This window comes from Nocardioides islandensis, from assembly GCF_015352455.1.
Taxonomy (GTDB): domain Bacteria; phylum Actinomycetota; class Actinomycetes; order Propionibacteriales; family Nocardioidaceae; genus Nocardioides; species Nocardioides islandensis.
In genome coordinates this window covers 47,102-69,933 of record NZ_JADKPN010000013.1, presented here as the reverse complement: position 1 = coordinate 69,933, position 22,832 = coordinate 47,102, and the positions used below count along the sequence as shown (strand labels likewise).

Annotated in this window: 16 protein-coding genes; 8 read left to right on the top strand and 8 right to left on the bottom strand. The window is 72.2% G+C overall.

Going from position 1 to position 22,832, the window contains the following annotated elements:
- Positions 1 to 197: 197 nt before the first annotated feature.
- Together ISU07_RS18490 and ISU07_RS18485 are read left to right on the top strand one after the other, a co-directional pair.
- Complete coding sequence (locus tag ISU07_RS18490; protein WP_194708312.1) at positions 198 to 1,736, top strand: DUF1800 domain-containing protein; 1,539 nt, start codon at positions 198 to 200, stop codon at positions 1,734 to 1,736.
- An 8-nt stretch (positions 1,737 to 1,744) separates the two neighbouring features.
- Positions 1,745 to 3,004: a DUF1501 domain-containing protein gene (locus ISU07_RS18485; protein ID WP_194708311.1), complete on the top strand. Its 1,260-nt coding sequence runs from the start codon at positions 1,745 to 1,747 to the stop codon at positions 3,002 to 3,004.
- Positions 3,005 to 3,174: 170 nt separating this feature from the next.
- Here the strand turns inward: ISU07_RS18485 and ISU07_RS24905 are convergent, their stop codons facing one another.
- Positions 3,175 to 4,656, bottom strand: a complete 1,482-nt coding sequence (locus tag ISU07_RS24905) for a lytic transglycosylase domain-containing protein (protein WP_323742700.1) — start codon at positions 4,654 to 4,656, stop codon at positions 3,175 to 3,177.
- 232 nt (positions 4,657 to 4,888) lie between these two features.
- Between ISU07_RS24905 and ISU07_RS18475 the strand changes: the two genes are divergently transcribed.
- Complete coding sequence (locus tag ISU07_RS18475) at positions 4,889 to 7,546, top strand: FAD/NAD(P)-binding protein (protein WP_194708310.1); 2,658 nt, start codon at positions 4,889 to 4,891, stop codon at positions 7,544 to 7,546.
- 133 nt (positions 7,547 to 7,679) lie between these two features.
- A complete protein-coding gene (locus ISU07_RS18470; protein WP_194708309.1) occupies positions 7,680 to 8,228 on the top strand; it encodes a hypothetical protein in 549 nt (182 codons plus the stop codon).
- Here the strand turns inward: ISU07_RS18470 and ISU07_RS18465 are convergent.
- The 7 genes from ISU07_RS18465 to ISU07_RS18435 form a co-directional block, all read right to left on the bottom strand.
- A complete protein-coding gene (locus tag ISU07_RS18465) occupies positions 8,225 to 8,533 on the bottom strand; it encodes a hypothetical protein (RefSeq protein WP_194708308.1) in 309 nt (102 codons plus the stop codon). The two genes, ISU07_RS18470 and ISU07_RS18465, sit on opposite strands and share 4 nt — an antisense overlap.
- An 81-nt stretch (positions 8,534 to 8,614) precedes the next feature.
- Complete coding sequence (locus ISU07_RS18460; protein WP_194708307.1) at positions 8,615 to 9,748, bottom strand: glycoside hydrolase family 6 protein; 1,134 nt, start codon at positions 9,746 to 9,748, stop codon at positions 8,615 to 8,617.
- Positions 9,749 to 10,166: 418 nt separating this feature from the next.
- On the bottom strand, positions 10,167 to 11,441 hold the full coding sequence (locus ISU07_RS18455) for an ArgE/DapE family deacylase (RefSeq protein ID WP_323742699.1): 1,275 nt from the start codon (positions 11,439 to 11,441) through the stop codon (positions 10,167 to 10,169).
- 52 nt (positions 11,442 to 11,493) lie between these two features.
- Positions 11,494 to 12,291 (bottom strand): hypothetical protein, encoded by a 798-nt coding sequence (locus tag ISU07_RS18450; protein ID WP_194708306.1) that lies wholly within the window; start codon positions 12,289 to 12,291, stop codon positions 11,494 to 11,496.
- A 3-nt stretch (positions 12,292 to 12,294) separates the two neighbouring features.
- Positions 12,295 to 14,061, bottom strand: a complete 1,767-nt coding sequence (locus ISU07_RS24545) for a peptidoglycan-binding protein (protein WP_194708305.1) — start codon at positions 14,059 to 14,061, stop codon at positions 12,295 to 12,297.
- A 43-nt stretch (positions 14,062 to 14,104) separates the two neighbouring features.
- On the bottom strand, positions 14,105 to 17,128 hold the full coding sequence (locus ISU07_RS18440; protein WP_194708304.1) for a hypothetical protein: 3,024 nt from the start codon (positions 17,126 to 17,128) through the stop codon (positions 14,105 to 14,107).
- A 12-nt stretch (positions 17,129 to 17,140) separates the two neighbouring features.
- The gene (locus ISU07_RS18435) at positions 17,141 to 19,342 is read right to left on the bottom strand and encodes a hypothetical protein (RefSeq protein ID WP_194708303.1); all 2,202 of its coding nucleotides are present in this window, start codon (positions 19,340 to 19,342) and stop codon (positions 17,141 to 17,143) included.
- A gap of 345 nt (positions 19,343 to 19,687) precedes the next feature.
- Here ISU07_RS18435 and ISU07_RS18430 point away from each other — a divergent pair, with 345 nt between their 5' ends.
- The 4 genes from ISU07_RS18430 (at position 19,688) to arr (ending at position 22,799) form a co-directional block, all read left to right on the top strand.
- Positions 19,688 to 20,395 (top strand): LuxR C-terminal-related transcriptional regulator, encoded by a 708-nt coding sequence (locus tag ISU07_RS18430; protein ID WP_194708302.1) that lies wholly within the window; start codon positions 19,688 to 19,690, stop codon positions 20,393 to 20,395.
- A 144-nt stretch (positions 20,396 to 20,539) separates the two neighbouring features.
- A complete protein-coding gene (locus tag ISU07_RS18425; RefSeq protein WP_194708301.1) occupies positions 20,540 to 20,917 on the top strand; it encodes a hypothetical protein in 378 nt (125 codons plus the stop codon).
- A gap of 70 nt (positions 20,918 to 20,987) precedes the next feature.
- Positions 20,988 to 22,340: a transaminase gene (locus tag ISU07_RS18420; protein WP_194708300.1), complete on the top strand. Its 1,353-nt coding sequence runs from the start codon at positions 20,988 to 20,990 to the stop codon at positions 22,338 to 22,340.
- A gap of 48 nt (positions 22,341 to 22,388) precedes the next feature.
- Positions 22,389 to 22,799, top strand: coding sequence for an NAD(+)--rifampin ADP-ribosyltransferase (gene arr / locus ISU07_RS18415; protein ID WP_194708299.1), 411 nt, complete (start codon positions 22,389 to 22,391; stop codon positions 22,797 to 22,799).
- The last annotated feature ends 33 nt before the right edge of the window (positions 22,800 to 22,832 follow it).

The window sequence follows — 22,832 nt, the reverse complement described above, 5'->3', positions numbered from 1 at the left end:
CGGAGTCCCCGGTCAGGCGCCGGCGTGGATGGTGGGGCCGATGAAGAGGGCCGTCCATGGGCGGCGGGCGCGTCCTTCGTGCAGGGAAGTGGTGCGATGACGTGGTGCCGTCACTGTAGTGGCAGCCGGTCGATTCCCCGGCCACGGGCGCCTCGGGACCCCTACGATGCTGGCACCCCCTCCCTGGAAGCCCGACCATGACGACTCCCCCCTCAAGCCGTCGCGCCCTCGTCGGCGGCGCCCTCGCGGCCTCGGCCGTGGCCGCCACGTCGACCGTGCCGGCGTACGCCGGCAGCGGCAAGCACGACGTACCCCTCCTCTCACCCGCCGACCGGCACCTGGTGCAGCGCTTCTCCTACGGCCTCACCACCGACCTGGCGAAGACGGTGCGCAAGGCCGGCGGCGCCGGCGCGTGGTTCGAGCGCCAGCTGAAGCCGGCCTCGGTCGACGACCGCGACGCCAAGAAGGTCGACGGCTGGTGGCCGGAGCTGTCGTACTCCCCGTCGAAGCTGTGGCAGCGCCAGATCATGGGGATGCAGGGCGGCTGGGAGGTGATGGCCAACTACCAGCGCCGCGCGCTGCAGCGCCGCATGCGCACCAACCGGCCGGTGCTCGAGCTGATGACGGAGTTCTGGGAGAACCACTTCAACGTCCCGGTGAACGGCGACGCCCAGTTCACCTACCGGGCGGCCTACGGCGACAGGATCCGGGAGAACGCCCTGGGCCGGTTCTCCGACCTGCTGCTCGGGGCCGTCACGCACCCCGCGATGCTGATCTACCTGAACCAGGCCGAGTCCACCAAGCGGCACCCCAACGAGAACCTCGCGCGTGAGCTCCTCGAGTGCCACACGGTCGGCGTGGGCCAGTACGGCGAGGACGACGTGAAGGCCTCCGCCCGGATCCTCACCGGCTACACGGTCGACATGTGGGAGACCTGGCAGGCGCTGTACGACCCGGAGGAGCACTGGCGCGGCCCGGTCAGGGTGATGGGCTTCCGCGACAAGAACAAGAAGAAGGACGGACAGGACCTCACCCACCGGTACCTCGAGTACCTCGCCCACCACCCGGCCACCGCGCGCCGGATCGCCTGGAAGCTCGCGATGAAGTTCGTCAGCGACACCCCGTCGGCAGCGCTGGTGAGCCACCTCTCGAAGGTCTACCGCAAGAACGACACGGAGATCGCCCCGGTGCTCCACGCGCTCGTGGCGTCGCGCGAGTTCCAACGGGCGGCCGGCAAGAAGGTCCGCGATCCCGGCGAGGACATCGTGGCGACGTACCGGGTCCTCGGCATCCACATGGACCAGCCGCACGCCGACGACTCGGGCGTGAACGCGCTGCTGTGGCAGGCCGGCAGCATCGGGATCTACCCGTTGGCGTGGCCGCGCCCGGACGGGCAGCCGATCGACAACGTCTCGTGGTCCTCACCGGGACGCCTGATGGCGTCGATGAACGTCCACTACACCGTGAGCAACGGCTGGTGGCCGACCAAGGGCGTGCACTACCGCGAGCCGAAGGACTGGCTGCCGAAGGTGCGCGTGAAGTTCGTGGACCTCGTCGACCACCTCTCCCGCGAGCTGCTCCACACCCCGGCGAGCGACCGCATGGTGGCGGCCTGCTGCCAGGTCACCGGCTACTCGAAACACGAGATCATCGACCCGGAGCACGAGCTCGTCCAGTGGGGCATGGGCCGGGTCCTCACCACCTTCCTCGACTCCCCCGAATTCATGAGCAGGTGACCGGCCCGATGACTGGTATGGACGAGAGCTGCTGCTGCCCCGAGTACGCCGCGATGAGCCGTCGCAGCCTGCTGAAGACCGCGCTGGTCGCCGGCGCCTCCACGACCATGGTCGGCACCGCCGTGGTGACCGCGTCCCCCGCCTCGGCGGCGCCCGCTCCCTCGGTGCTCGTCGTGGTGTCCCTGCGCGGTGCCTGCGACGGGCTGTCGCTGGTCGTCCCGCACGCCGACCCGGCGTACTACGCCGCGCGTCCCGGCATCGCCATCGCCCCCGACGTCCTGCTCGCCAAGGACGCCATGTTCGGCCTACACCCGGCCTTCGAGCCGCTGCTGCCGTTCTGGACGGCGGGCAAGGTCGCGGCCGTGCACGCCACCGGACTTCCCGCGCCGAACCGGTCGCACTTCGCCGCCATGGAGGAGGTGGAGGACGCCAACCCGGGCTCGTCGGTCCGGTCCGGCTGGCTCAACCGCCTCGTCGGGACCGACGCCGACCCCAACCCGCTGCAGGGCCTCGGCCTGGGCACGGGCGTCGCGCCGGCGTCGCTGTACGGTCCGCAACCCGTCATGTCCGCCGGCAGCATCGGCTCGCTCGGTGTCGCCGGCGACGACGACGGACCGTCCGGTGCCCGTCGCATGCGCTCGCTGCACACGCTCTGGGACCGCGAGCAGTCCGTCCTCGGCCGGTCGATGCGGTCGACGTTCGGCGCGGTGGCCTCCTTCCAGGTCGTCAAGGACAGCGCCGACGAGCCCGCGAACGGCGCGGAGTACCCGGGCAACGACCTCGGCCAGGCCTTGAAGCAGGTCGCCCGCGTCATCAAGTCCGACGTCGGCGTCGCGGTCCTCACCGTCGACCAGGGCGACTGGGACCACCACACCGACATGGGCAACGTGGGCGGCGGGCTGCTGGTCCAGAACGCCACCGGGCTGGCCGACTCCCTGACCGCGTTCCTCACCGACCTCGGCACGTGGGCGGACAAGGTCACCGTCGTGACGATCAGCGAGTTCGGGCGCCGGGTCCAGGAGAACGCCAGCGGCGGCACCGACCACGGCTACGGCAACGTCATGTTCCTCGCCGGTGCTGGCGTCAAGGGCGGCGCGTACTACGGCAGGTGGCCCGGCCTCTCGAACACCCTCGACGGCGACCTCCTGGTCACCACCGACTACCGGTCCGTGCTGTCCGAGGTCGTCGCCTCCCGGTTCGGCGCGAGCACGGCGACGGTGTTCCCCGGCTTCGTCCGCTCGGCCGTCGGGGTGATGGCCGGCGCGTAGCTCCGGCGGTCTGCGGGCGTGCTCGGGGCTGCTGATCATCGCGCGATCGCGCCGGTACGACAGATTTCCGCGCTGCGGACCTGCTGTTCGGCTGCGATCGCGCGATTACTGGCACCCACCGCCGCCGTCGCCCGCGGGGCTCAGACGGTGGGGGCTCAGACGGTGGGGGCTCAGACGGTGGGACGCCGGCGCCGGCCCTGCTGGGTCGACTGCGTGGAGGACGGCGGGGTGACCGGCGGGTTGGCGAGGAGCGCCAGCAGGTCGGGGTCGTCGGCGGACAGGCCGGTGTGCTGGACCAGGCATTCGGCCATGGCGACCAGGTCGGTCGGTACGACGCCGGCCGTCAGGCAGTCGGCCCAGGCCTTCAGCAGCACGGCGGCCTTGTCGGGCTCGCCGGGATCACCCGGGTCGGTCGGGGGGTCCGTCGGGGGGCCCGTCGGGGTGCCCGTCGGAGTGTCGGTCGGAGTGTCCGTCGGCCCACCCGTCGGCCCACCCGTCGGCGTACCCGTCGGCGTCCCGGAGGGCTCGGAGGTCGGGGTCGCCTCGGAGGTCGGGGTCGCGTCCGCGGTGGGGTCCGAGGTGGGAGACGGGTCCCTCGTCGGCGGGACCGACGGAGTCGACGACGGCGTCACCGAGGGCGTGGGCGAAGCGGTGGCGGACGTCGTCGGCGTCGGCTTGGACGTCGGCACCGGCGTCGCCGTCGCGGTCGGGTCCTTGGTCGGCACCACCTCGAAAGTGGGCTGGCCCGACGGACTCGGTTCAGCTCCAGGTCCGCGCGTACCCGTCGGCGGGAGGTACGCCGGCCCGGCGAGGATGCCGGAGAAGCCGGGACCGGCGGCGAGGTAGCCGTCCATGATCTGAAGCACCAGGTCGACGTACGCCTTGCTGTGGTTGTAGCGGTGCACCGCGGCTCGCTGGCCGGCGGTCGTCGAGAGATCGTCCGAGCCGCTGCAGAGGTAGACCGCGGTGGCCAGGCTGGCGTCGTCGATGTCCTGCGGGTCCCGCCGGCCGTCGCCGTCGGCGTCCACGCCGACGACGGTCCAGGTCGACGGGATGAACTGCATCGGTCCGACCGCCCGGTCGAAGCGCGAGTCCTCGTCGAGCGACCCGGCGTCGGTGTCCGCGATCCGCGACGTCTGGTGCTGACCGGTCAACCGGGGACCGAGGATCGCCGGGTGCACGATGCCGTCGGGCGTCATGAGGGCGCCACCGAACCGGCCGTGGTTGCTCTCCACCTTGCCGATGGCCGCGATGAGCTGCCAGGTCACGTGGCAGGAGGGGTCGGCCGACAGCATCACCGTCTCGGCACGCTGGTAGGCCGCGAGGGCCCGCGACGGGATCGCCTCGAGAGCGGCGTACCTGGCGTCGAGCACGACCCCCAGACCCGGCAGCTCGTCACGGATGCGGTCGGTGACCGACGCCGGCGCGCGCACCAGGCCCGGCAAGGTCGGCGTGAAGGGCACGGAAGGAGCAGCCGCTTCGGCGGGCGAGGCCCCCAGGGCCACGCGCTCGATCGTGCTCGGCTCGGACCTCATCAGGCCCGAGGAGGCGATGACCGTCAGCGGCGCGAGGACGGCCAGGACCGTCAGCCGGCGGACGAGTCCCGTGCTCGCCGACGGCTGCTCCCCTGTCCCCCAGGATGGCCGCTTCATCGTTCCCCCTGACGCCGGCCGGCTGCCGATCCTCGTGGCTGCCCGGCCTGGCCCCGATGCCCGTCCCGCACAGGCTACCCTCCCTCTACCCGACTCGATCCAGGAGCACTCTCCCGCTCGCGGGATACTCCCGGGGACGCGCCGCCGACCGGGTCGCGACGATTGGGTGATCGGCCGGTGTCCCCTGATACCTTAAGTCACCTAGATCGGTAGACAATGAGGGGTGGGTCAGATGCGCGGTGGCGAGGGCGACTGCTGTGTGGTGGTGGTCGGTGCCGGTGCGGGCGGAGCACTGACGGCCGCACACCTGGTGACCGGGCTCTCGTCCCGGTTCCGCGTCGAGCTCGTCGACCCGAGCCCGGCGACCGGTCGTGGGACGGCGTACTCCACCGACGACGACCGCCACCTCCTCAACGTCCCCGCCAGCGGCATGAGCGCGTTCCCGCGCGACCCCGACCACTTCTACCGCTGGGTCCGCCAGCACCACGACCGGCAGGCCCAGCCGCAGGACTTCATCCCGCGCCGGGTGTACGGCGAGTACGTCGAGGGGCTGCTGCGCACCGCCGCCGAGTACCCCGCCAACGCCCGGCTGGTCCGCCGCGAAACCCGGGTGCTCGGCATCGACCGCCGCGGCGACCGCCTGGTCGTGCGCCTCGACGAGGGCGGCACCATCGTCGCCCGCGCTGTGGTGCTGGCCACGGGCGCTCAGCCGGGCGTCGACTGGGCACCCGTCGAGCTGGTCGAGTCCGGGCGCCTGGTCGCCGACCCCTGGGCCGAGGAGCTGCCCGACGGCGACCTGCTGCTCGTCGGCACCGGACTGACCATGGTCGACATCGCGATCTCGGCCGACCGGCCGGGACGCACCCTCCACTCCGTGTCGCGGCACGACCTGGTGCCGGCGCGGCACGTGCTCCCCACCACGCCACCCGTGCCGCCGCCGCCCGGCATCACGCGTCTCGGCTCCCTCGGCGAGCTCCGGGCGACGATGCGCGCCCACGTCGCGCGCACGGTCCAGGAGACCGGCGACTGGCGCGCCGCCGTCGACGGGATGCGCCCCGTGACGGCGCAGCTCTGGCGGGCCCTCTCCGAGGACGAGCGGCGCGAGTTCCTCCAGGAGGACGCCCGCGACTGGGAGGTCAGCCGCCACCGCATGCCGCCCATCACGGCCCGCCGGCTCGCCGCGATCGACGAGGCCGGTCGCTGGACCCGGCACACCGGCACGGTGGCCACGGCAGTGCCGGCCGACGACGCCGTCACCGTCGGCCTCAGTGACGGCACCGAGGTCACCGTCGCCGCGGTGGTCAACTGCACCGGCCCGGTGGCCGCTCCCTCGAAGGACCCGCTGCTCGCGTCGCTCACCCGCACCGGACTGGTCCGCCCCGGCCCGTCCGGCCTCGGCATCGACACCGCCGACGACGGCCGCGTGCTCGGCGTGCTGCCCCCGAGCGTGCCGCTGTACGCCGTCGGCACGCTGCGCCGCGGCAACCTCTACGAGACCACCGCGATGCCCGAGATCCGCGAGCAGGCGTACGACGTCGCGCGCGCGGTGGTGCGCGCGCTGCACGGCGAGACCCGGCGCCGGCCGGTCGACCGCTACGGCCTGACCCTGACCACCAGCAAGCAGGCGGCCGAGGCCTACAACGGCGCGCTCGGCCGGCTGCTCTGCCTGCAGGACGGCGTCGAGGACGGCCTCGAGGCGGCCGTCGCCGCCGACCCCGGGTTCGCCCAGGCGCACGCCGCCCTGGCCCTGCTCGGCCACGAGTGGGGTGCCGTCGGCTCCTGGCGCACCGCCCTCCAGGCGGCCCACGCCGCAGCCGCCGACCGGGACCTCGACGACCGTGAGGTCAGCTTCCTCGACGCCGTGACCATCCGGCTCCGCTCCGACGAGGAGACCGGCGCCGCCGCACTGCTCCGCCACATCCGGCTGTTCCCCCGCGACGCGCTCGCCGTCAGCGTGGCCGTGCCGACCGTGGCCTTCGGCGGCCTCACCTCCGGCCGGCAGACCGCCGAGCTAGTGGAGGGCCTGGGCCGCAGCTACGGCGACGACTGGTGGTACGCCGGCCAGCTGGCCTTCGTCCGCCAGGACCAGGAGCGCTGGGCGGAGGCCGAGGACCTCGCGTCGTACGCGCTCTCGGTCGAGCCGTCCTCGGGCCACGCCGTCCACGCCCGGGCCCACGTCTACTACGAGACCGGCAACCACACCGAGGGCCTCGCCTGGCTCGACGGGTGGATCCAGAGCCGCGGGCCGCAGGCCAACCACCGCTCGCACTTCTCGTGGCACGCCGCGCTGCACGAGCTGATGCAGTGCGACGTGGACGCCGTACGCCGCCGCTACGACCGCGAGCTCGCGCCGCCGCAGATCACGGGCTCGCGGGCGCTCGTCGACGCCGGCGCCCTGCTGTGGCGCTGCCACGTGACGGGCACGTGGGAGGGCCGGCTCCCGAGCCAGGCGGTCTGCTCGGCCGCCCCGGACGGCTGGCTGCTGAACCCGCCCACCGCCTTCATCGCGATGCACGCCGCGGTCAGCCTGGCCGCCGAGGGCGACGACGTGGGCCTGGCGGCGCTGCGCACCATCGCGCTGGCCCACCACGACCCGGTCTTCCGCGACCAGGTCGCGACGCTGTGCGGCGCCCTCCAGGCGGTCGTCGAGGGCGACTTCGCGACCGGCGCCGAGCGGTTGACGGGGCTGCTGCCCCGGGCGGGGGTCTTCGGCGGCAGCATGGCCCAGCGCGAGGTCATCGAGGACACGCTGGTCTACGCCCTGGCGCGGTCCGGCCAGGGCGAGCGCGCGGCCGAGGTGCTCGACCGCCGGCTGAGTCGTCGCGCCTCGGCCCTCGACGCCCGCCGTCGCGCGGCCCTGGACGTCAAGAGCGGTGGGACGACAACCTGATCGGTCCCAGGAACGGGTCGCTGTCCCACCGCTTTGGTCGCAGTGTGGCACCGCGCGGGCACCGCTGGCGACGGGCGACCCCAGGTTGTCTCACCCGTTGGTGACCCGTGTCCTCGGGCACGATGATGGCCCCGTGTCCGGTCCCTTCGACGTCGTCGCACCGACCGACGCGGAGCGTGCCCGCACGCTGCCGGGCGACGACCGCGTGCATGCCGACGTGCAGATGGACCGGGCCTTCGACCTCCCCGCCAAGCCGTCCGACGTGTGGCCCTGGCTGGTGCAGCTGGGCAAGGGGCGCGCCGGCTGGTACCTCCCCCGGTCGGCCGAGCGGTTCGTGCCGCCGTCGCGCCGCGCCGTACGCCGTCTGGTCCCCGACCTGCAGCATCTGCGGGTCGGGGAGACCATCCCCGACTGGGGCGGGCGACGTGCGACGCTCACGCTCGCCGCGATGGACCGCGACCGCTACCTGTTGCACACCTCGCGCCGCGGCACCGTGGACGTCACGTGGGCCGTCGTCCTCACACCTGCCGGGCGCGGCGGGACCCGCGTCCAGTCCCGCGTCCGGCTCGGGCCGGTGCGCCGCCGCTGGCTCGCGGAGCACGCCGGTGGGCCGCTCGACCTGGTGACGATCCTCGGCCTCGCCCACGGTCTGCGCGAGCGGCTCGAGGAGCAGGCGGGCTAGGCCCCGTCGAAGCCGCTCAGCAACAGGAAGAACACCACGATCCCGAGCACGAGCATGGCCACGCCGACGGCCGCGCCGATGAGGGCGCCGCGCTGCTGGGTCGCCCCCGCTCCGGCCAGCCCGGGCAGCATCGAGCCGACGACCGCGCCGATCACGGCCATCAGCGCCACGGCCACCGGCACGATCCAGTTCTCGGTGCCCTCGCCGTCGAAGAACGCCGCCGTCACCGGCAGGCTCAGCACGCCCAGCACCAGCAGGATCACGACCGCCAGCCAGCGCTGACCGGTCACGCTCGTCCCCGCCATCTCACCCTCCCCCAAGGGGCCGGCGACGGCCCCGATGCGCGGAGACTAGTGGCGGGCCTAGTGCGTCGGCTAGGGCGTGTCCTACGGTCCGGGGTACGGCGTGGAGCGGGCGATGCTGAGCGCGCGCTGCTGGTCCCAGCCCTGCGCCTGGTTGTACAGCCACGGCCGTCCGAACCACAGGTACGCGTCGACGTACGCCGAGGCGGCGGCCGCCGCGTCCGACGGCAGACCCCAGGCAGGGTCGGCGACGTCGGTGGTCGGCGGGATGCCCAGCGTCACGCACCGGGCGTCGTCGCGGTCGGCGCACGCCCGCGCGTTGTCGTAGTTGGGGCCGTCGTACTCGTAGCCCGTGAACGGCTTGCCGTTCTGGGCGGTGTTCACCACGGCGTACTTGCCCGGGATCCCGCGGGCCGCCAGCGCCTGGGAGATCGCTGCCGCGAACCGCACCTGACGCTCGGTCGAGTCGTAGTGCGTGCTGTTGAGCGCGAACCCGCGCGCGGACCGGATGCCCGCGGGCAGCAGGATCTTCAGCGCCTTGGACACGTCGTCGCGCAGCCAGTCGGCGGCGCCGGCCTCGATGTAGACGCTGGTGTTGGGCTGGCCGGCGAACCGCTCGGTGGCGTAGCGCATGAGGTCGAGGAAGACGTCCGAGCCGTGGGGCGCGCACAGGGCGAACGGCGCGTCCGGTTGGAGCACGAGGGCGACGTGCGCCTGGCCGATGCCGGCGGCGACCTGGTCGACCCACTGCTTGTAGGTGTTCTGCTCGGCGGTCGACGGGAGTCGGTCGCAGGCCTCGCCCTCCCACGGCTGGAGGGCGAACACGGCCATCTGCACCAGCGCCTCGGGATCGCCGTGCTGGCTGTTCGCGACGTACTCGGCGACGTTCTTGTGGACCCGGTCGGTGCGCAGCCAGTGGCCGAACCAGGTGGCCTTGGGTCGCAGGGCGATCTTGGCCAGCTGCGTTCGTTGGGCGCCGCTGGCGGTGCGGTAGGCGCGCCAGGAGTGTTCCAGCGGGCCGCGGTAGACGCCCCAGTGGCGGCCGGCCAGCGGGTTGTCGGCGGTCAGGGACGCCACCGGTCGCGCACCCGGAGGGGATGCGGCGGCCGCTGCGTCGAGGGTGGTCGTGGGGACGCTGAGGGGGGCAACGGCGAAGAGAGCCACGAGACTCGAGAAGAGGACATGACGAAACTTCTGCCCGGCGGGGGGAACCGGCATGCGACCAGGCTAGCCAGATCTTTGCGAAACGGTGAATCACCCGTTCGGGCGGGACCCTGCCCCAGGCGTGTCATTCGGCCCGGAAACACGTACGTGGACCACTCCCGCGCGCATCCTGAGAGGCATGAGACGACCACGCTCCGACAGGTGGCTCCAGCGCGCCGCCGACGGTGCGTTGTGGCTGCTCTTCCGCGCGTCGCGGGTGCGCTCCTAGCGCTCCTCCGGCACCCCTCGCAGCGGGAAACAGGCCCTGCCCGACCCTTGGCCCGGCCTGCGCGCCGCCGTACTCTCGAAGGGTCGAGACTCGTCCCGGACACCCCGTTGCCGGGGCGTGTCACGACGGGGGGGACCTACCCAGTCCCTGGGCCGCCCGCTCTCGTCTGCATCGGGGGCGGGCGGATCCCTGGGAGGGGCTCCGTCAGCCGCTCGCGCGCAGGAGACTCAGGGTCAGCGCCTCGGCCACCGTGACCAGCTCGGTCACCGGCACCGACTCGTTCGGGCCGTGGGCGAGCCGCACGTCGCCGGGGCCGTAGTGCAGGGTCGGCAGGCCGGCGTCCGCGTACAGCCGCAGGTCGCTGCCGTACGGCGCGCCGCGCTCGCGTGGCGCGGGTCCGGCGGTGACGTCGGCATGAGCCCGGGCCACGATGCCCGCCAGGTGACCGTCGTCGCCGGCGTAGCGGCCACTGGCGAACTGCCCGCCCGTCCAGGTCACGGCCGGCGCGTGGTCGCGCAGCCACGGGTGGGTGCTCGCCACCTGCGCGACGACCTCCTCCAGGGCGGTGCGCGCGAGGGCCGGGTCCTCGTCGAGCGCCACGCCCAGCCTGCCCTCGGCCACCAGCCGGTCCGGCACGCTGCTGGCCCAGTCACCACAGGTCACGCGGCCGACGGACAAGGGGTAGGCCAGCGGGTACTCGCTCATCAGCGGGTGCACCCGGTCGTTGCGGCGCCGCTCGAGGTCGGAGAGTGCCTCGTGGACGGCGAGGTAGGCGTCGAACGCGCTGACGCCGGCGTACGACGTGCTTGCGTGCGTCGCGAGCCCGGGGACGACGATCTCGAACGTGAGGGCGCCGGCGTTGGCCGTCGTCAGGGTGCCGCTGGTGGGCTCCGCGATGATGCACGCGTCTCCTCGGTGCCCACGCGCCAGGGTCCCGAAGGCGCCGAGGCCGCCGTCCTCCTCCCCCACGACCAGGTGCAGCGCGTACGGACGGCGCAGCCGCACACCGGCGGCCCGCACGGCCCGGACGGCGGCGATCGCCGCGACCACCCCGCCCTTCATGTCCACCGTCCCGCGTCCGTGCACGCGCCCGTCCGCGAGGTACGGCGCGAACGGCTCGCCCTTCCACCGCGACAGGTCACCGGGCGGCACCACGTCCACGTGGCCCTGGAGGACGAGCGCCGGCGTACTCGTCTCGCGGCTGTCCGCGGCCGTCGCCACGAGGCCCCACGCCTCGGTGCGCGGCACCTCCCAGCCCGGGAAGTCCGGGCGCGCCGTCAGCGCCGGCAGGTCCAGCGGCCACAGGTCCAGCTCCAGGTCCAGCGCACCGAGGCGCTCGGCGAGCGCGTGCACGATGTCGCTCTCGGCGTCGTGGCCGCTGACCGACGGGACGGCGACCAGCTCGACCAGGTCGCGCACGATCTCGCGCTCGTCCACGAACGCCAGTGCCCGCAGCTCCACGTCGTCGAGGTCCCTCACCCTCACCCCTTTCGACCGGCGGTGGTCACAGTAGGCGAGAGACTCGGAGGCGTCAGCCCGACGCCTTCTTATCCGCAGCCGCCCGCACGGCCCGGACGGCGTCGCGCTGGTCCCTGATCGGGGCGGCGGCGTCGGAACCTCCCAGCGATCGAGCCACCTGTTGCGCCTCGGCGAGCGGCTGGTCCGCGGCCTGCATCCAGCGCCCGATGAACAGCCGAGTGGCCACCCAGCCGCCCATCAGGCCGCAGGCGAAGGAGTAGACGAGCAGGCATGCGGAGAAGGTGGTCGCGGACGGGCCGCCTCCCATGGCGTCGCCGGTCCGCGTGAACAGGAAGCCCAGTGCCGTGTCGGCCTTGCCGATCTGGATCAGCGTCACGCCCACGATGATCTTGGTCAGCCAGTCGGAGACGTCCTCGAGGTTGGTGTTGGGGCGCACGGTGATCGCCACGGTGGTGTTGCCTGACGACCCGGCCACGGTGGTGCTCCGGGGCAGGGCGAACAAGAAGCCGAGCAGCCCCCCGGACACGAATCCCGCCGCGGAGATCACGATCCCGACCGCGAACACCGACCAACGGCCGTGCTCGAGGTTCGAGGAGAACATCAGGATGGCCAGCGCCGGGACGGCGCACATCACGAGGACGGACAACAGGAACGTCGTCTGGGCGGCCCCGAACACGGTGTTCACCAGCTTGGGGATGCCTCGTTCGGGGGGTCTGCCCTCGCGGGTGTCGGCGCCGACAGGCTGGGCGCGCGACGATGGGGTCGGCGCGGGGGGATCGGCCTCGAAGGGACCCCACTCCTCGTCGCCCGACGGTGGCTCAGCCGGGGCCCCCGGGGTGGTGGCGTCCATCGCTCAGCACTCGATGGCACGCCAGGTCGCCTGGTCGATCACACCGCTGTTCGGCAGGCCCTGGCTCTTCTGGAAGATCCTGACGGCGGTGGCCATGCGCGCGGTGAACCTGCCGTCCACCGGACCGCGGTAGCCGTGCGTGCGCAGGCAGCTCTGGGCTGTGCGCACGTGCTGGCCGCTGTCCCCCTGGCGGACCACCGGGCGCGCGGTCGCGGCCGGCCCCGATCGCGCGGCGCGGTCGTCTCCCCAGCCGCCGCCGTCGTCCTGACCGCCGTCGCCGCCGTCGCCGTCGCCGCCGTCCCAGCCGCCGTCGTCCTGACCGCCGCCGCCGTCGCCGCCGTCGCCGCCGTCCCAGCCGCCGTCGTCCTGACCGCCGCCGCCGTCGCCGCCGTCGCCGCCGTCCCAGCCGCCGTCGTCCTGACCGCCGCCGCCGTCGCCGCCGCCGTCGCCGCCGTCCCAGCCGCCGTCGTCCTGACCGCCGCCGCCGTCGCCGCCGCCGTCCCAGCCGCCGTCCCAGCCGCCGTCGTCCTGACCGCCGCCACCACCGTCACCGCCGTCACCGCCGCCGCCGTCCCAGCCGCCGCCGTCCTGACCGCCGCCACCGCCGTCCCAGCCGCCGTCGTCCTGACCGCCGCCGGTGTCCCACGTACCGCTGGTCCCCACGTCCGGCGGGGAGGCCTCGAGGGCCCGCCAGGTGACGGGACCGACGATCCCGTCGGCGGTGATGCCCTTGGTCGTCTGGAACGTCCGCACCGCCTGGGCGGTCGCGGCCCCGAAGATGCCGTCCGCACCGAGTGGGTATCCGTGCACGGCCAGCCGTTGCTGCAGATAGACCACGTCCGGGCCACGGGATCCCTGCTGCAGCTGCGGCCTCGTGGCGCCGGTCGGTCCTGACGAGCCACTCGAGCTCGCGTCGAGTGAGAAGGGCCGTTGCGTCTGGTACGTCGACACGTCTCCGAGGGTGTAGAAGTTCGGCGTCTGATCGGCCGGCATCCGGGCCTGGATCGCGGTGTGGAAGGAGCGGTAGTCACCGGAGAACCGTCCCTGGTTCCACACCTGGAGCAGTGCCGTCGTGAAGGCGCCGTTGACGGTGCCGTCGAAGGACGTCTGGTTGTCCTGGCACCCGGACAGCAGGATCAGCGATGCCGCCAGGTCGGGATTCTTCGAGTTGCGGGTGAGCGTCTGGACCAGGCTGTAGACGCTCTTCTTCCGATCCGCGTCCAGCTTGGCGATCGAGTAGGGCATGAAGCGGGGCTTGGCCTCCTCGACCGTCACGCCGACCGGCCACAGGTCCTTGCCGACCTGGTTGGTGGCGACCGCGTGACGGGTGGCGAGGTTGATCACCTGACGGGCGACGGTGCCGCTGTGGCAGCTGTCACTGACCACCAGGATCCGGACCCCCGCCGCGAACTGCGAGTACACCTGGTTCAGCTCGTCGTCCGCGACCTGCCGGTCGTAGAGCACCCATGTCTCGTCCTGGCCGTCGTCCTCGTCGCCGTTGGTGTCGGGCACCTGGCCACCGTGGCCGGAGTAGCTGATGAGCGCGATGTCCCCGGGCTGGCAGGTGCGGCCGAGGTTGCCGATCGCGCTGAGCACCGCGTTGGACGTGGCCTCGCCGTCGATCATCCGCCGGGTCCGGAAGCCCGCGGTCGAGGCGAGCTGCATCATGGAGTTCGCGTCGTTGATGCAGCCACTGAGCGTCGAGTCCCAGCCGGGGTAGGCGTTGGGGTCGCAGTGGTTCAGGCCGATGTGCAGCGAGTAACCGGACATCACGGTCTCCTTCGAGGTTGTTGGCTGGGACGTTGTGCGCTCGTCACGCGTCGGGCGACGGGACGGTCACGGGGATCACCGCTCCTTGCCTGCGCAGGGCCCACTCGAGAGGAGCGCCTGAGGTGCGGGTGCCGTCGGCGGCGACGGCGGTGCTCACGAGCTGGAGGGTGGGGTCGGCGACGTACGCCGTGAGCGGCAGGAGGAAACGACGCGACTCCTGCTTGTGGGTCGCGGTGAGGACGACCGGATCCGTCTCGGAGTGGCCCTGGAACGTGGTGGCCACCTCCAACGCAACAGCGCTCCCGAGGTTGCCCGCCAGCACGACGACGATCTCGACCTCGAGGTCCTCCACGTACACCCGGACCTCGTCGAGGGTGTCGTGGCCGGCCTCGACGACGCTGACCACGTCGTACTCGCCATGGTCCGGGCGGGCCGCCGACACGGACACCGACTCCCCCGTTGCCAGGACCTTCCCGACCGCGATCTCGCTTCCGCCCGCGGCCCGGAGCGAGGTCACCGAGACCCGGGACCCGATCCGGTTGGTGAGCTCGACCCGGCCGTTGTCGCGGGTGAGAGACACCGGCCCACCGTCGTAGGGCCCGGTCACGTGCCGCAGGCTCAGCTCGAGCGTGCTGGACACCGTGACCCTGTCGGGCAGCGTCAACACCGCACCACCGATGAGCCCCGCCGTCTCCAGCATCGCCTTGACGACGAGGAAGTCGGAGACGTCGAGCGTCAGCATGATCGTGAAGCCCGTCGGCGTCGGCACGCACTGGACGTCACCGTGTCCCGGGACGGCCAGGCTCACCTGCTGGGTCAGTCCGGCCGCCCACGGCAGGTCGAGCGTCACCTCGGGGCTGCGAGCGTGCAGCTCGTCCACGATCGCCGTGCGCACGGCCGGCGGTACGTCGGCCTCCAGCGTCGCCGCCAGCACCGCCCGGAGTGCGGCTGTCTCGTCGTCCAGCACGGACGTCAGCAGCAGCTGTGGGTCGTACGCGCGGCCGCCGTCACCGCTCCCGAACCGCCCGGCGAGGTAGCGGTCCGGGACCAGTACGTAGTGCCCCGGCCGCGTCAGTGACCGCAGCACCTTGCCGTACCCTCGCGCCGCCGCCACCGTGATCGGCTCGTGCGTGCGGAACTCCGCCTGCCCGAGCTTGAGGACGTCCTGGCAGCCGACGCCAACGGGCTCCTCCCCCGCCACCACGCGGCGGTACAGGTTCCCGTGGTCGGCGCACGGCACCAATGCGGGCACCGAGCTGGCGGCGTTGAACCTGGTCCACTCGTACCGGCCCCTGTTCCAGGCCGCGATCAGGGCGACGTTGGCGTTGAGCCGGGGCTCGACCGTGATGCCGGCCTTGGCCAGCGCACCCACCTGCGAGGCGGCGATGCCGACGTTCCAACGGGGCTGCGGTTCGTTCGTGCCCGGCTCGCCCGGTGCCGCGCGGAGCGCCGGCGGCCTGAGCGCGGCCAGGACCTGCGCCTCGGGCTTCAGGACCACGGCGATCTTGTCCGGTTGGACGACGGGGAAGAACCCGCCCTTGTGGACCCAGCCGTGGTAGCCCGCGGTCACCACGACTCGCGCCGGTTCGGCCTGGAAACCGGGGGTCGACATGGCTCCGTAGGCCATCCGCGCCCACTGGTCTGCCAGCCGGAAGACGGCGACGAGTCGACCCGTGTCGGTGCCGTAGTCCGCGCTCGGGGACGCACTTTCGGCCAGGTGGAACTGGATCTGCGCGGTCCCGTTCTGGTCGCGGAACGGCACCCCGAGCTGGACCGTGAGGTCCTCGCTCGCCACCGGCTTCACCGTCGGGCTTCCCGCGGCCTCCCAGGCCGCTCGCACGTCGTCGGGCATCCGGGTCCCGATGGTCAGGGTGACCGTCGCCTCGAGACCCGCGCTGCCGTCCAGGCCGTGACCGGTGGGGGTCACGTCGAACAGGAACGGCGAGTCCGCCGGTGCCTGGTTCGCCTGGGGGGCGAGAAACGTCAGCTCGGGGACGTACCAGAAGGAGCCATCGACCCGGTCGGGCCAGTACGCCGGGTGCTCGGCCCCGACGACCGGGCCCGGCTGCTGCTGCTCGTCGGGCGTGAACACGGCCAGCGGCAGCGAGTTCGCGATGGCCACGTGCACATCTGGCCGCAGCGCGCTCGCCACCACGGGACGGTCCTGGCTCCCGCCCGCGGCAAGCACGAGGGGTTGGAGCCGACCGGCGGCCTGGACCATCAGGAGTCGGTCCGACGGACCGGCGCGGGCCGACAACCGGCGACTCGGGACGAGTCCGGTGAGCCGCCCCCCGGCCGTGGTGACCAGGCTGACGAACGACGCCGGGTCCGCGCCGGCCTCGGCCACGAGGTCGCCGAGCGTCTTCTCGGACACCAGCACTGCTCCCGGACCACCTGGCACCGTGACCATGGCCGTGATGCTCATGTCGCCAGGAGGCCGGTCCGTCAGGCGGTAGGTCTCCTCGCCGGGCGGAGGTGGCACGAGGCTCTCCTGGGGAACGAGCACGCCGACGGCCCGACGTACGACGACGTCCACGACGGCGGCGCGAGCGGCCTGCGACGTCGGCGTCTCCACGAGCCCGACGGCCCCGCTCTCCACCAGGTCGCCGAGGTGTCGCTCCAGCTCGACGCGGCGCACCTGCCGACTGTCCCCGAGTCGGTCGGACAGGAGCTCCCAGAGCCGGCCGAGCTGGATGCTGACCCTGCGGGTCACTCCTGGTCCGGGCGCGGTCATCGCCTCCATCCGCAGGGTGGGTCCGCCGCTGCGCTCGACCAGGCAGCGCAACAGCTCGCCGGCCTCGTCGTCCTGCCCCGTGAACGACAGGGACACCTGCCCGAACGGGCCCGTTGCAACGGCGCGGGCCGGACCGTTCGCCAGCAGGGCCGTGGCACGCGTGCGCGCCAGGACGATGTCCTGGGCCGTGGCCACCAGGTCGAGTGCCACGGTGGCATGCGTGACCAGGCTGCTGAGCCTGTCCGGGGGGGACGGCGCCCGGGCCAGGACGAACGACGCCGACACGACAGCACGGCCCGCTCCGTCCTTCCCGATCCCGAAGTCCAGGGACACGACGTACTCCGCTCAGAGCTGGTGGCCGAGGAAGGTGGCCGGCTGCGCCTCGCGCGCCCGGGGCCGTGCTCCCGACGACGCGGAAGGTCCCGACCGACTGCCGCCGGACGGACCGGCACCGGCCGTGCTGGGCGGCAGGGCCCGCAGACGAGCCACGCGTGGCTCCGGGATCGACCTGGACCGCGTCACGACGCCTTCGCCGTCCGGACGCGGAACCGTGATCACCAGCGGGCCGTTCCCCTGGGTCGCGGTCCAGGGCCCTTCCCATGCCCGCCCGGGCTCGAACAACGTGCCCTTGACGGTGACCATCACCTTGTAGCGGTAGTACGGCTTGAAGTTCGGGTCCCCGGTGAAGATGGTCCAGATCCGGTCCCGGTCGTAGTCGCCCTGGTTCCAGCGGAACCGCACCTGCGGGATCCCGAGTGACGTCCCGTCCTCCTTGGTCGCCTCGAAGATCGCCTCGACGACCTGGGTGTTGTCGGTCAGCACCACCCCGAGCTGCACGGGTCCGACGGCCAACTTCCCGGCCGCGTCGGCGCGGACCTCCAGGATCGTGTCGTTGAGCAAGGAGCCGTTGGGCTCGGCGTCGAGCTCGATGACGTTCTTCTGGATCTGCACGCGGCGGTAGGGGTCGACGACCTCGCTGGCCGGCTCGGCGAGGTGCACCTTGCGCTTGATGAAGGTCTGGTCGGGCTTCCACCCCTGGGGCGGGTTGGTGACCTCTCCCTCGGTCTTCTGCACGGCCGAGTACCTGTAGGTGCCGTCGTTGCCCTCGTCGCCGGCAAAGCTGTGGCCCTGCCAGTTCACGGAGCCATCCGTGCCCGGGTAGCCGATCTCGACCGACATGAACTGGACGTCGCCGTCCTCCCACGCCGCCACCGGACGCACGACCCGGTTCAGCTTCCGTGGCCAGTCGTCCAGGTTGACGGTGAGGAAGTACTTCTTCTCGGCCTCCGGATCGGCCTTGATCTCGTCGTACATGCCGGCGAGCGAGCTGGAGACCGTGTGGTCCTGCAGATACGCGAACTGCTGCGTCTCCTCGTAGTGCAGGTCGAGGTGCGTCTCGTCGCGGCGGTACTTCAGCGCCACGCCGACGCCCCAGAGCCCCCATCCGCTCGTGTCGGCCTTCGCCGCCTCCACCTGGGGCTGCGGCGGGTCGAAGATCATCTTCTGCGCCTGTTCCATGAACTTGTTGAAGACCAGGTCCGACTTCTGCTGGAGCCGCTGGGCGATGGCGTCCGCGCCGGGCAGCGTGGTGTCGACCTTGACGTCGGTGGTGATGGTGCCGTTGGTGCGCATGTTGTTGAACTCGGCCTGCAGGTCGACCTTGGCCCACAGGTAGCGACCGGACGCAGCCGCGGAGAAGTGCTCGAAGATCCGGTCCCAGTGCCCGTCGATGGTGATCTTGACGACCGGCGACCACACCTTGAGCTTGTAGTTCTGGATCACGACCAGCGGCGATGCCGTGCCGTGGAAGGCAGCCCAGAGGATCGACGCCGGGTAGACGCCGATGAGGGCGGAGAACGCGTGGGTCCCGGTCGGGTCGATGGAGCCTGCGCCCTGCCCTTGCATGTCCCAGTACCACGGGTCGAGGTTGGAGCTGGCCTGGGGAGCGGGTGCTCCTCCCGCCCCGGGGACGGCGGTGTCGCGCAGCACGCGAGGCGACCGGGCACCGCTGCGCGCGCTGGGGATCCCGAAGTACGCGGTCCTCGTGCCCATGCTCCGCGTTGCCGGCCGCATGACGGGAAAGCCGCGCGGCGTCGGAGAGACGTTCGAGACCGCGGTGTTGGACGCGGCGATGATCGCCGGCCGGAACATCGGGGTCTTGCGGGCGCCGCGGATCCCCCAGAAGACGTCGTCACTGTCGGCGAACTGCGCCGTGATCGACGACTCTGCCTGTTGACGAGTCGACTCGGGCAGGGCGCCGGTGGTCGAGAACGTCACCACGCCTCCGGCGACGTCGCCCCCTCCGCCGACGACGCCCTCGCCACCGGTGCCGGCGAAACGCACCAGGTTGAAGAGGTAGTCGCCCTTGTCCGGTCCTTCCTTGCGCGCCATCCGGACCTGGTTGGGCACGTAGTAGAAGACCGGAGCCTCGCCCTGGGCGATCAGCTCACGGTTGTTGACGTCGGGCAGGTACAGCACGGCGTACCCGTCCTTGACGATGGGTTGAGTCCCACCCGCATATGTCGGTCCCATTGCGTTGGCAGCCATCCGCTGACCTCCCCGTGTGCATGGCTCACGTCACCTGTGCACGACCATCGGAGCCAGCCCGCCGAGTGGCAATGGAGCCTCAGGGACCGACTTCGGACCACGGAGGACCAGACGCGGGCCAGGTCGTCGGTGCTGTTTCACCTGGATCCGGGTCGGTCGCGCAGCAGATGGGTCGCCGGTGACAGGGCGGCAGCGGGGGCGTACGTTCGACCCTGAAGGCGAGTCAGTCCGAGTTGGCACGGTGGTTCGTCAACTCGTTGCGCAACTCGTGTATCAACTCGGACCCTCGCTGACTCTCTCCGGAACAGGGAGGGTCCGGTGAGTCACGAACGGGGACAGGGCGACATGCCCGGATCGCAGCGCGCTCCGGGGACGACGCGTGTCTTCGTGGTGTCCCCGGTACGGATCTACCGCGAAGGCCTCACCCAGGTGCTGGCCACCCGGAGCGACCTGACGATCGTCGGATCCGCAGACTCCGTCGAGGACGCCCTTCCCACCGTCCGCCGTCGTGAGGTGGACGTCGTGCTGTACGACCTGCGCTGCCCCTCCGGCCTGGTGGGAATTCGTCGGCTGGCCGGATCACCCGAGGTCAGCGTCATTGCGCTCGGAGTGGAGGAGAGCCCCGACTGGGTGATCGCCTGCGCCGAGGCCGGCATCGCCGGCTATGTCACCGACAGCACCTCGCTCGACGGGTTGGTCGCCAGGATGGCCGATGCGGTCCACGGCGACTTCGACTGTCCCCCCAACATCGCGGCCGGCTTGCTCCGTCGCCTGGCCGTCATCGGCCCAGCTTCGCGTACGCCCACGGTCCAGTCGCGACTCACGACGCGTGAGCTCGAGGTCGCCACGCTGCTGCAGCAGGGCCTGTCCAACAAGCAGATCGCCCGTCGACTGACCATCCAGCTGCCTACGGTGAAGAACCACGTCCACAGCATCCTGCGCAAGCTCGATGCGCCCACGCGGCGCGAGGCGGCCGAGGTGCTGCGGACCGGCGGCGGAGGGCGTGAGCTGGGCGACCCTCGACCAAGCAGCAACGGCCATCCGCGTCTCTGATCCCCTGGGTCCACGTCGGATCTGGTCCTGGTCTCCCGAGACTGGTCCTCCACGTAGTCGTTCGTCGTCATCGGACTGCTCCGCCCCCAGGCCGGCATCCCGTGGACCTTGTCAGTGGCGGGCCGGGTTCGGACGATGAGCGGCGTGACGAGGGAGCCCGCGCCCGCGAAGGGGGTCGTACGGGTGCTGCTGGCCGACCTGCCGGACCTGCAGGCCGACGTGCTCGCCGCGCTCGTCGGCCAAGAGCCCGACATGGTGGTGGTGGGGCGCGTGGTGCGCAAGGACGGTCATCGCAGGTTCACGACCAGCCTGAGGAAGCTGGCACCGGACGTCGTCGTCCTGCCGCGGGCCGACGGCCCGGTCGCTGCCGACGTGATGGCCGGCCTGGCCGTCTCGCCAGAGGTCGGTGTGATCACCCTCGACGAGCGTTCGGGCATGATCGCCCGCGTCACGTTCTTGCCGGACGGGGACAGCTGGCCTGCTGGCGTGATCGACACGATCAGGACGGCCGCTCCTCCCTAGTCACGGGGCCGCTGCCGCGTGGGGTCGCGGCCGGTACGTCAGTGCCCGGTGACGCCCTACGCTTCCGCAGGTGGCGACGAGAGTGGATCCGGCCCGGGTGGCGGCGCTGAAGGAGCGCGAGGACGCTGCCTTCGTCGCGGCCCGACCGCGGAGCGCGGCGCTCTGGGCCGCGGGCCGGGGCGTGATGCCGAACGGCGTGCCCATGAGCTGGCTGCGCACGTCCTACGACCACCCGCCCCTCTTCATCGAGTCGGCGGCCGGGTCACGCCTGCGTGACGTCGACGGTCACGAGTACGCCGACTTCAACATCGCCGACATGTCCATGTTCACCGGCTACGGGCCGGCCCCGGTGGTGGAGGCAGTCAGCCGGCAGGTCGCCCTGGGATCGCAGTACCTGCTGCCGACCGACGACTCCATCTGGGTCGCCGGGGAGCTCGCGCGGCGCTACGGACTGCCGCTGTGGCAGTTCACCCTGGCGGCGACGAGCGCCAACACCGAGGTCATCCGGATCGCCCGGTCCGCGACCGGCCGCGAGAAGGTGCTGTTCTTCGACGGCAAGTACCACGGGCACTTCGACGACGTCCTGGTCCAGCTGGAGGACGGCCGCCTCGTGCCCGAGGAGGACGGTCTGCCGCGTGACGTCACCGCGCGAACGGTCATCGTGCCGTTCAACGACCTCGACGCCCTGGAGCGCGCGCTGGCGAGCCACGAGGTGGCGCTGGTGATCACCGAGCCGGCGCTCACCAACAACGTCGGCCTCCTGATGCCGGACGACCGGTTCCACGCAGGACTGCGCGAGGTGACCAGGCGGACGGGCACGCTGCTGGCCTACGACGAGACGCACACGCAGGTCGTGGGCCCCGGAGGACTCACCAGCAGGTGGGGGCTCGACCCGGACCTCGTCACGGTCGGCAAGTCGATCGCCGCCGGCATCCCGCTGGGCGCATACGGGATGACCCCGGACGTGGCGGCCGTGCTGGAGCGCCCGGCCGGTCGCGACGACGACAAGCCGCAGGTCGCGGTCGGCGGCACCCTGTTCGGCAACCCGCTCTCCATGGCCGCGGCTCGCGCAGCGATGGGCGAGGTGCTGACCGACGAGGCGTACGCCCACACCCGACGACTGGGAACGCGGCTGGCCGACGGGCTCGAGGAGGTCGTGGCCGCGGCCGGGCTGGCGTGGACCACGCACCGGTTCTGGCCCCGCAGCGGCTTGTCGTTCAGCCCGGCCCTCCCCCGCACCGCGACGGAGGCGATGGCGACCCTCGACGTGCCGCTGCGCCGGCTGGTGCGCGTGTACCTGGCCAACCGGGGCGTCTGGGACGCCATCGTCGGCGCGGGGCCCACCTGCTCGGTCGCCGCCACCGACGAGGACGTCGACAGGTACCTCGCAGCGTTCGGCGACCTGGTCGGCGAGCTGGTGTGACCGCTGCTGTCGTCCACCCGGCTGTCGTGCTCGTCCTAGGCTGACGCGGTGAGCGACGTGCTGGACGAGGGGCCGTTCTTCCACGGCACGAAGGCCGACCTGCGGGTCGGCGACCTCCTCACCGCGGGCTTCCGGTCGAACTACCGGCCCGAGATCGTGATGAACCACATCTACTTCACCGCGCTGCGCGACGGTGCCGGGCTGGCCGCGGAGCTCGCGGCGGGCGACGGTGCACCCCGTGTGTACGTCGTCGAGCCGGCCGGTGCGTTCGAGGACGACCCGAACGTGACCGACAAGAAGTTCCCGGGCAACCCCACGCGGTCCTACCGCAGCACGCAACCGCTCAGGGTCGTCGGCGAGGTGACCGACTGGACCCGGCTGACGCCCGAGGCGCTCCAGACCTGGCGGGACCGGCTGGCGGAGCTGCTCGCCGACGAGCGCGGCGAGATCATCAACTAGGAAGGGATGCCGAGGTCCGGCGAGGGACCTGGC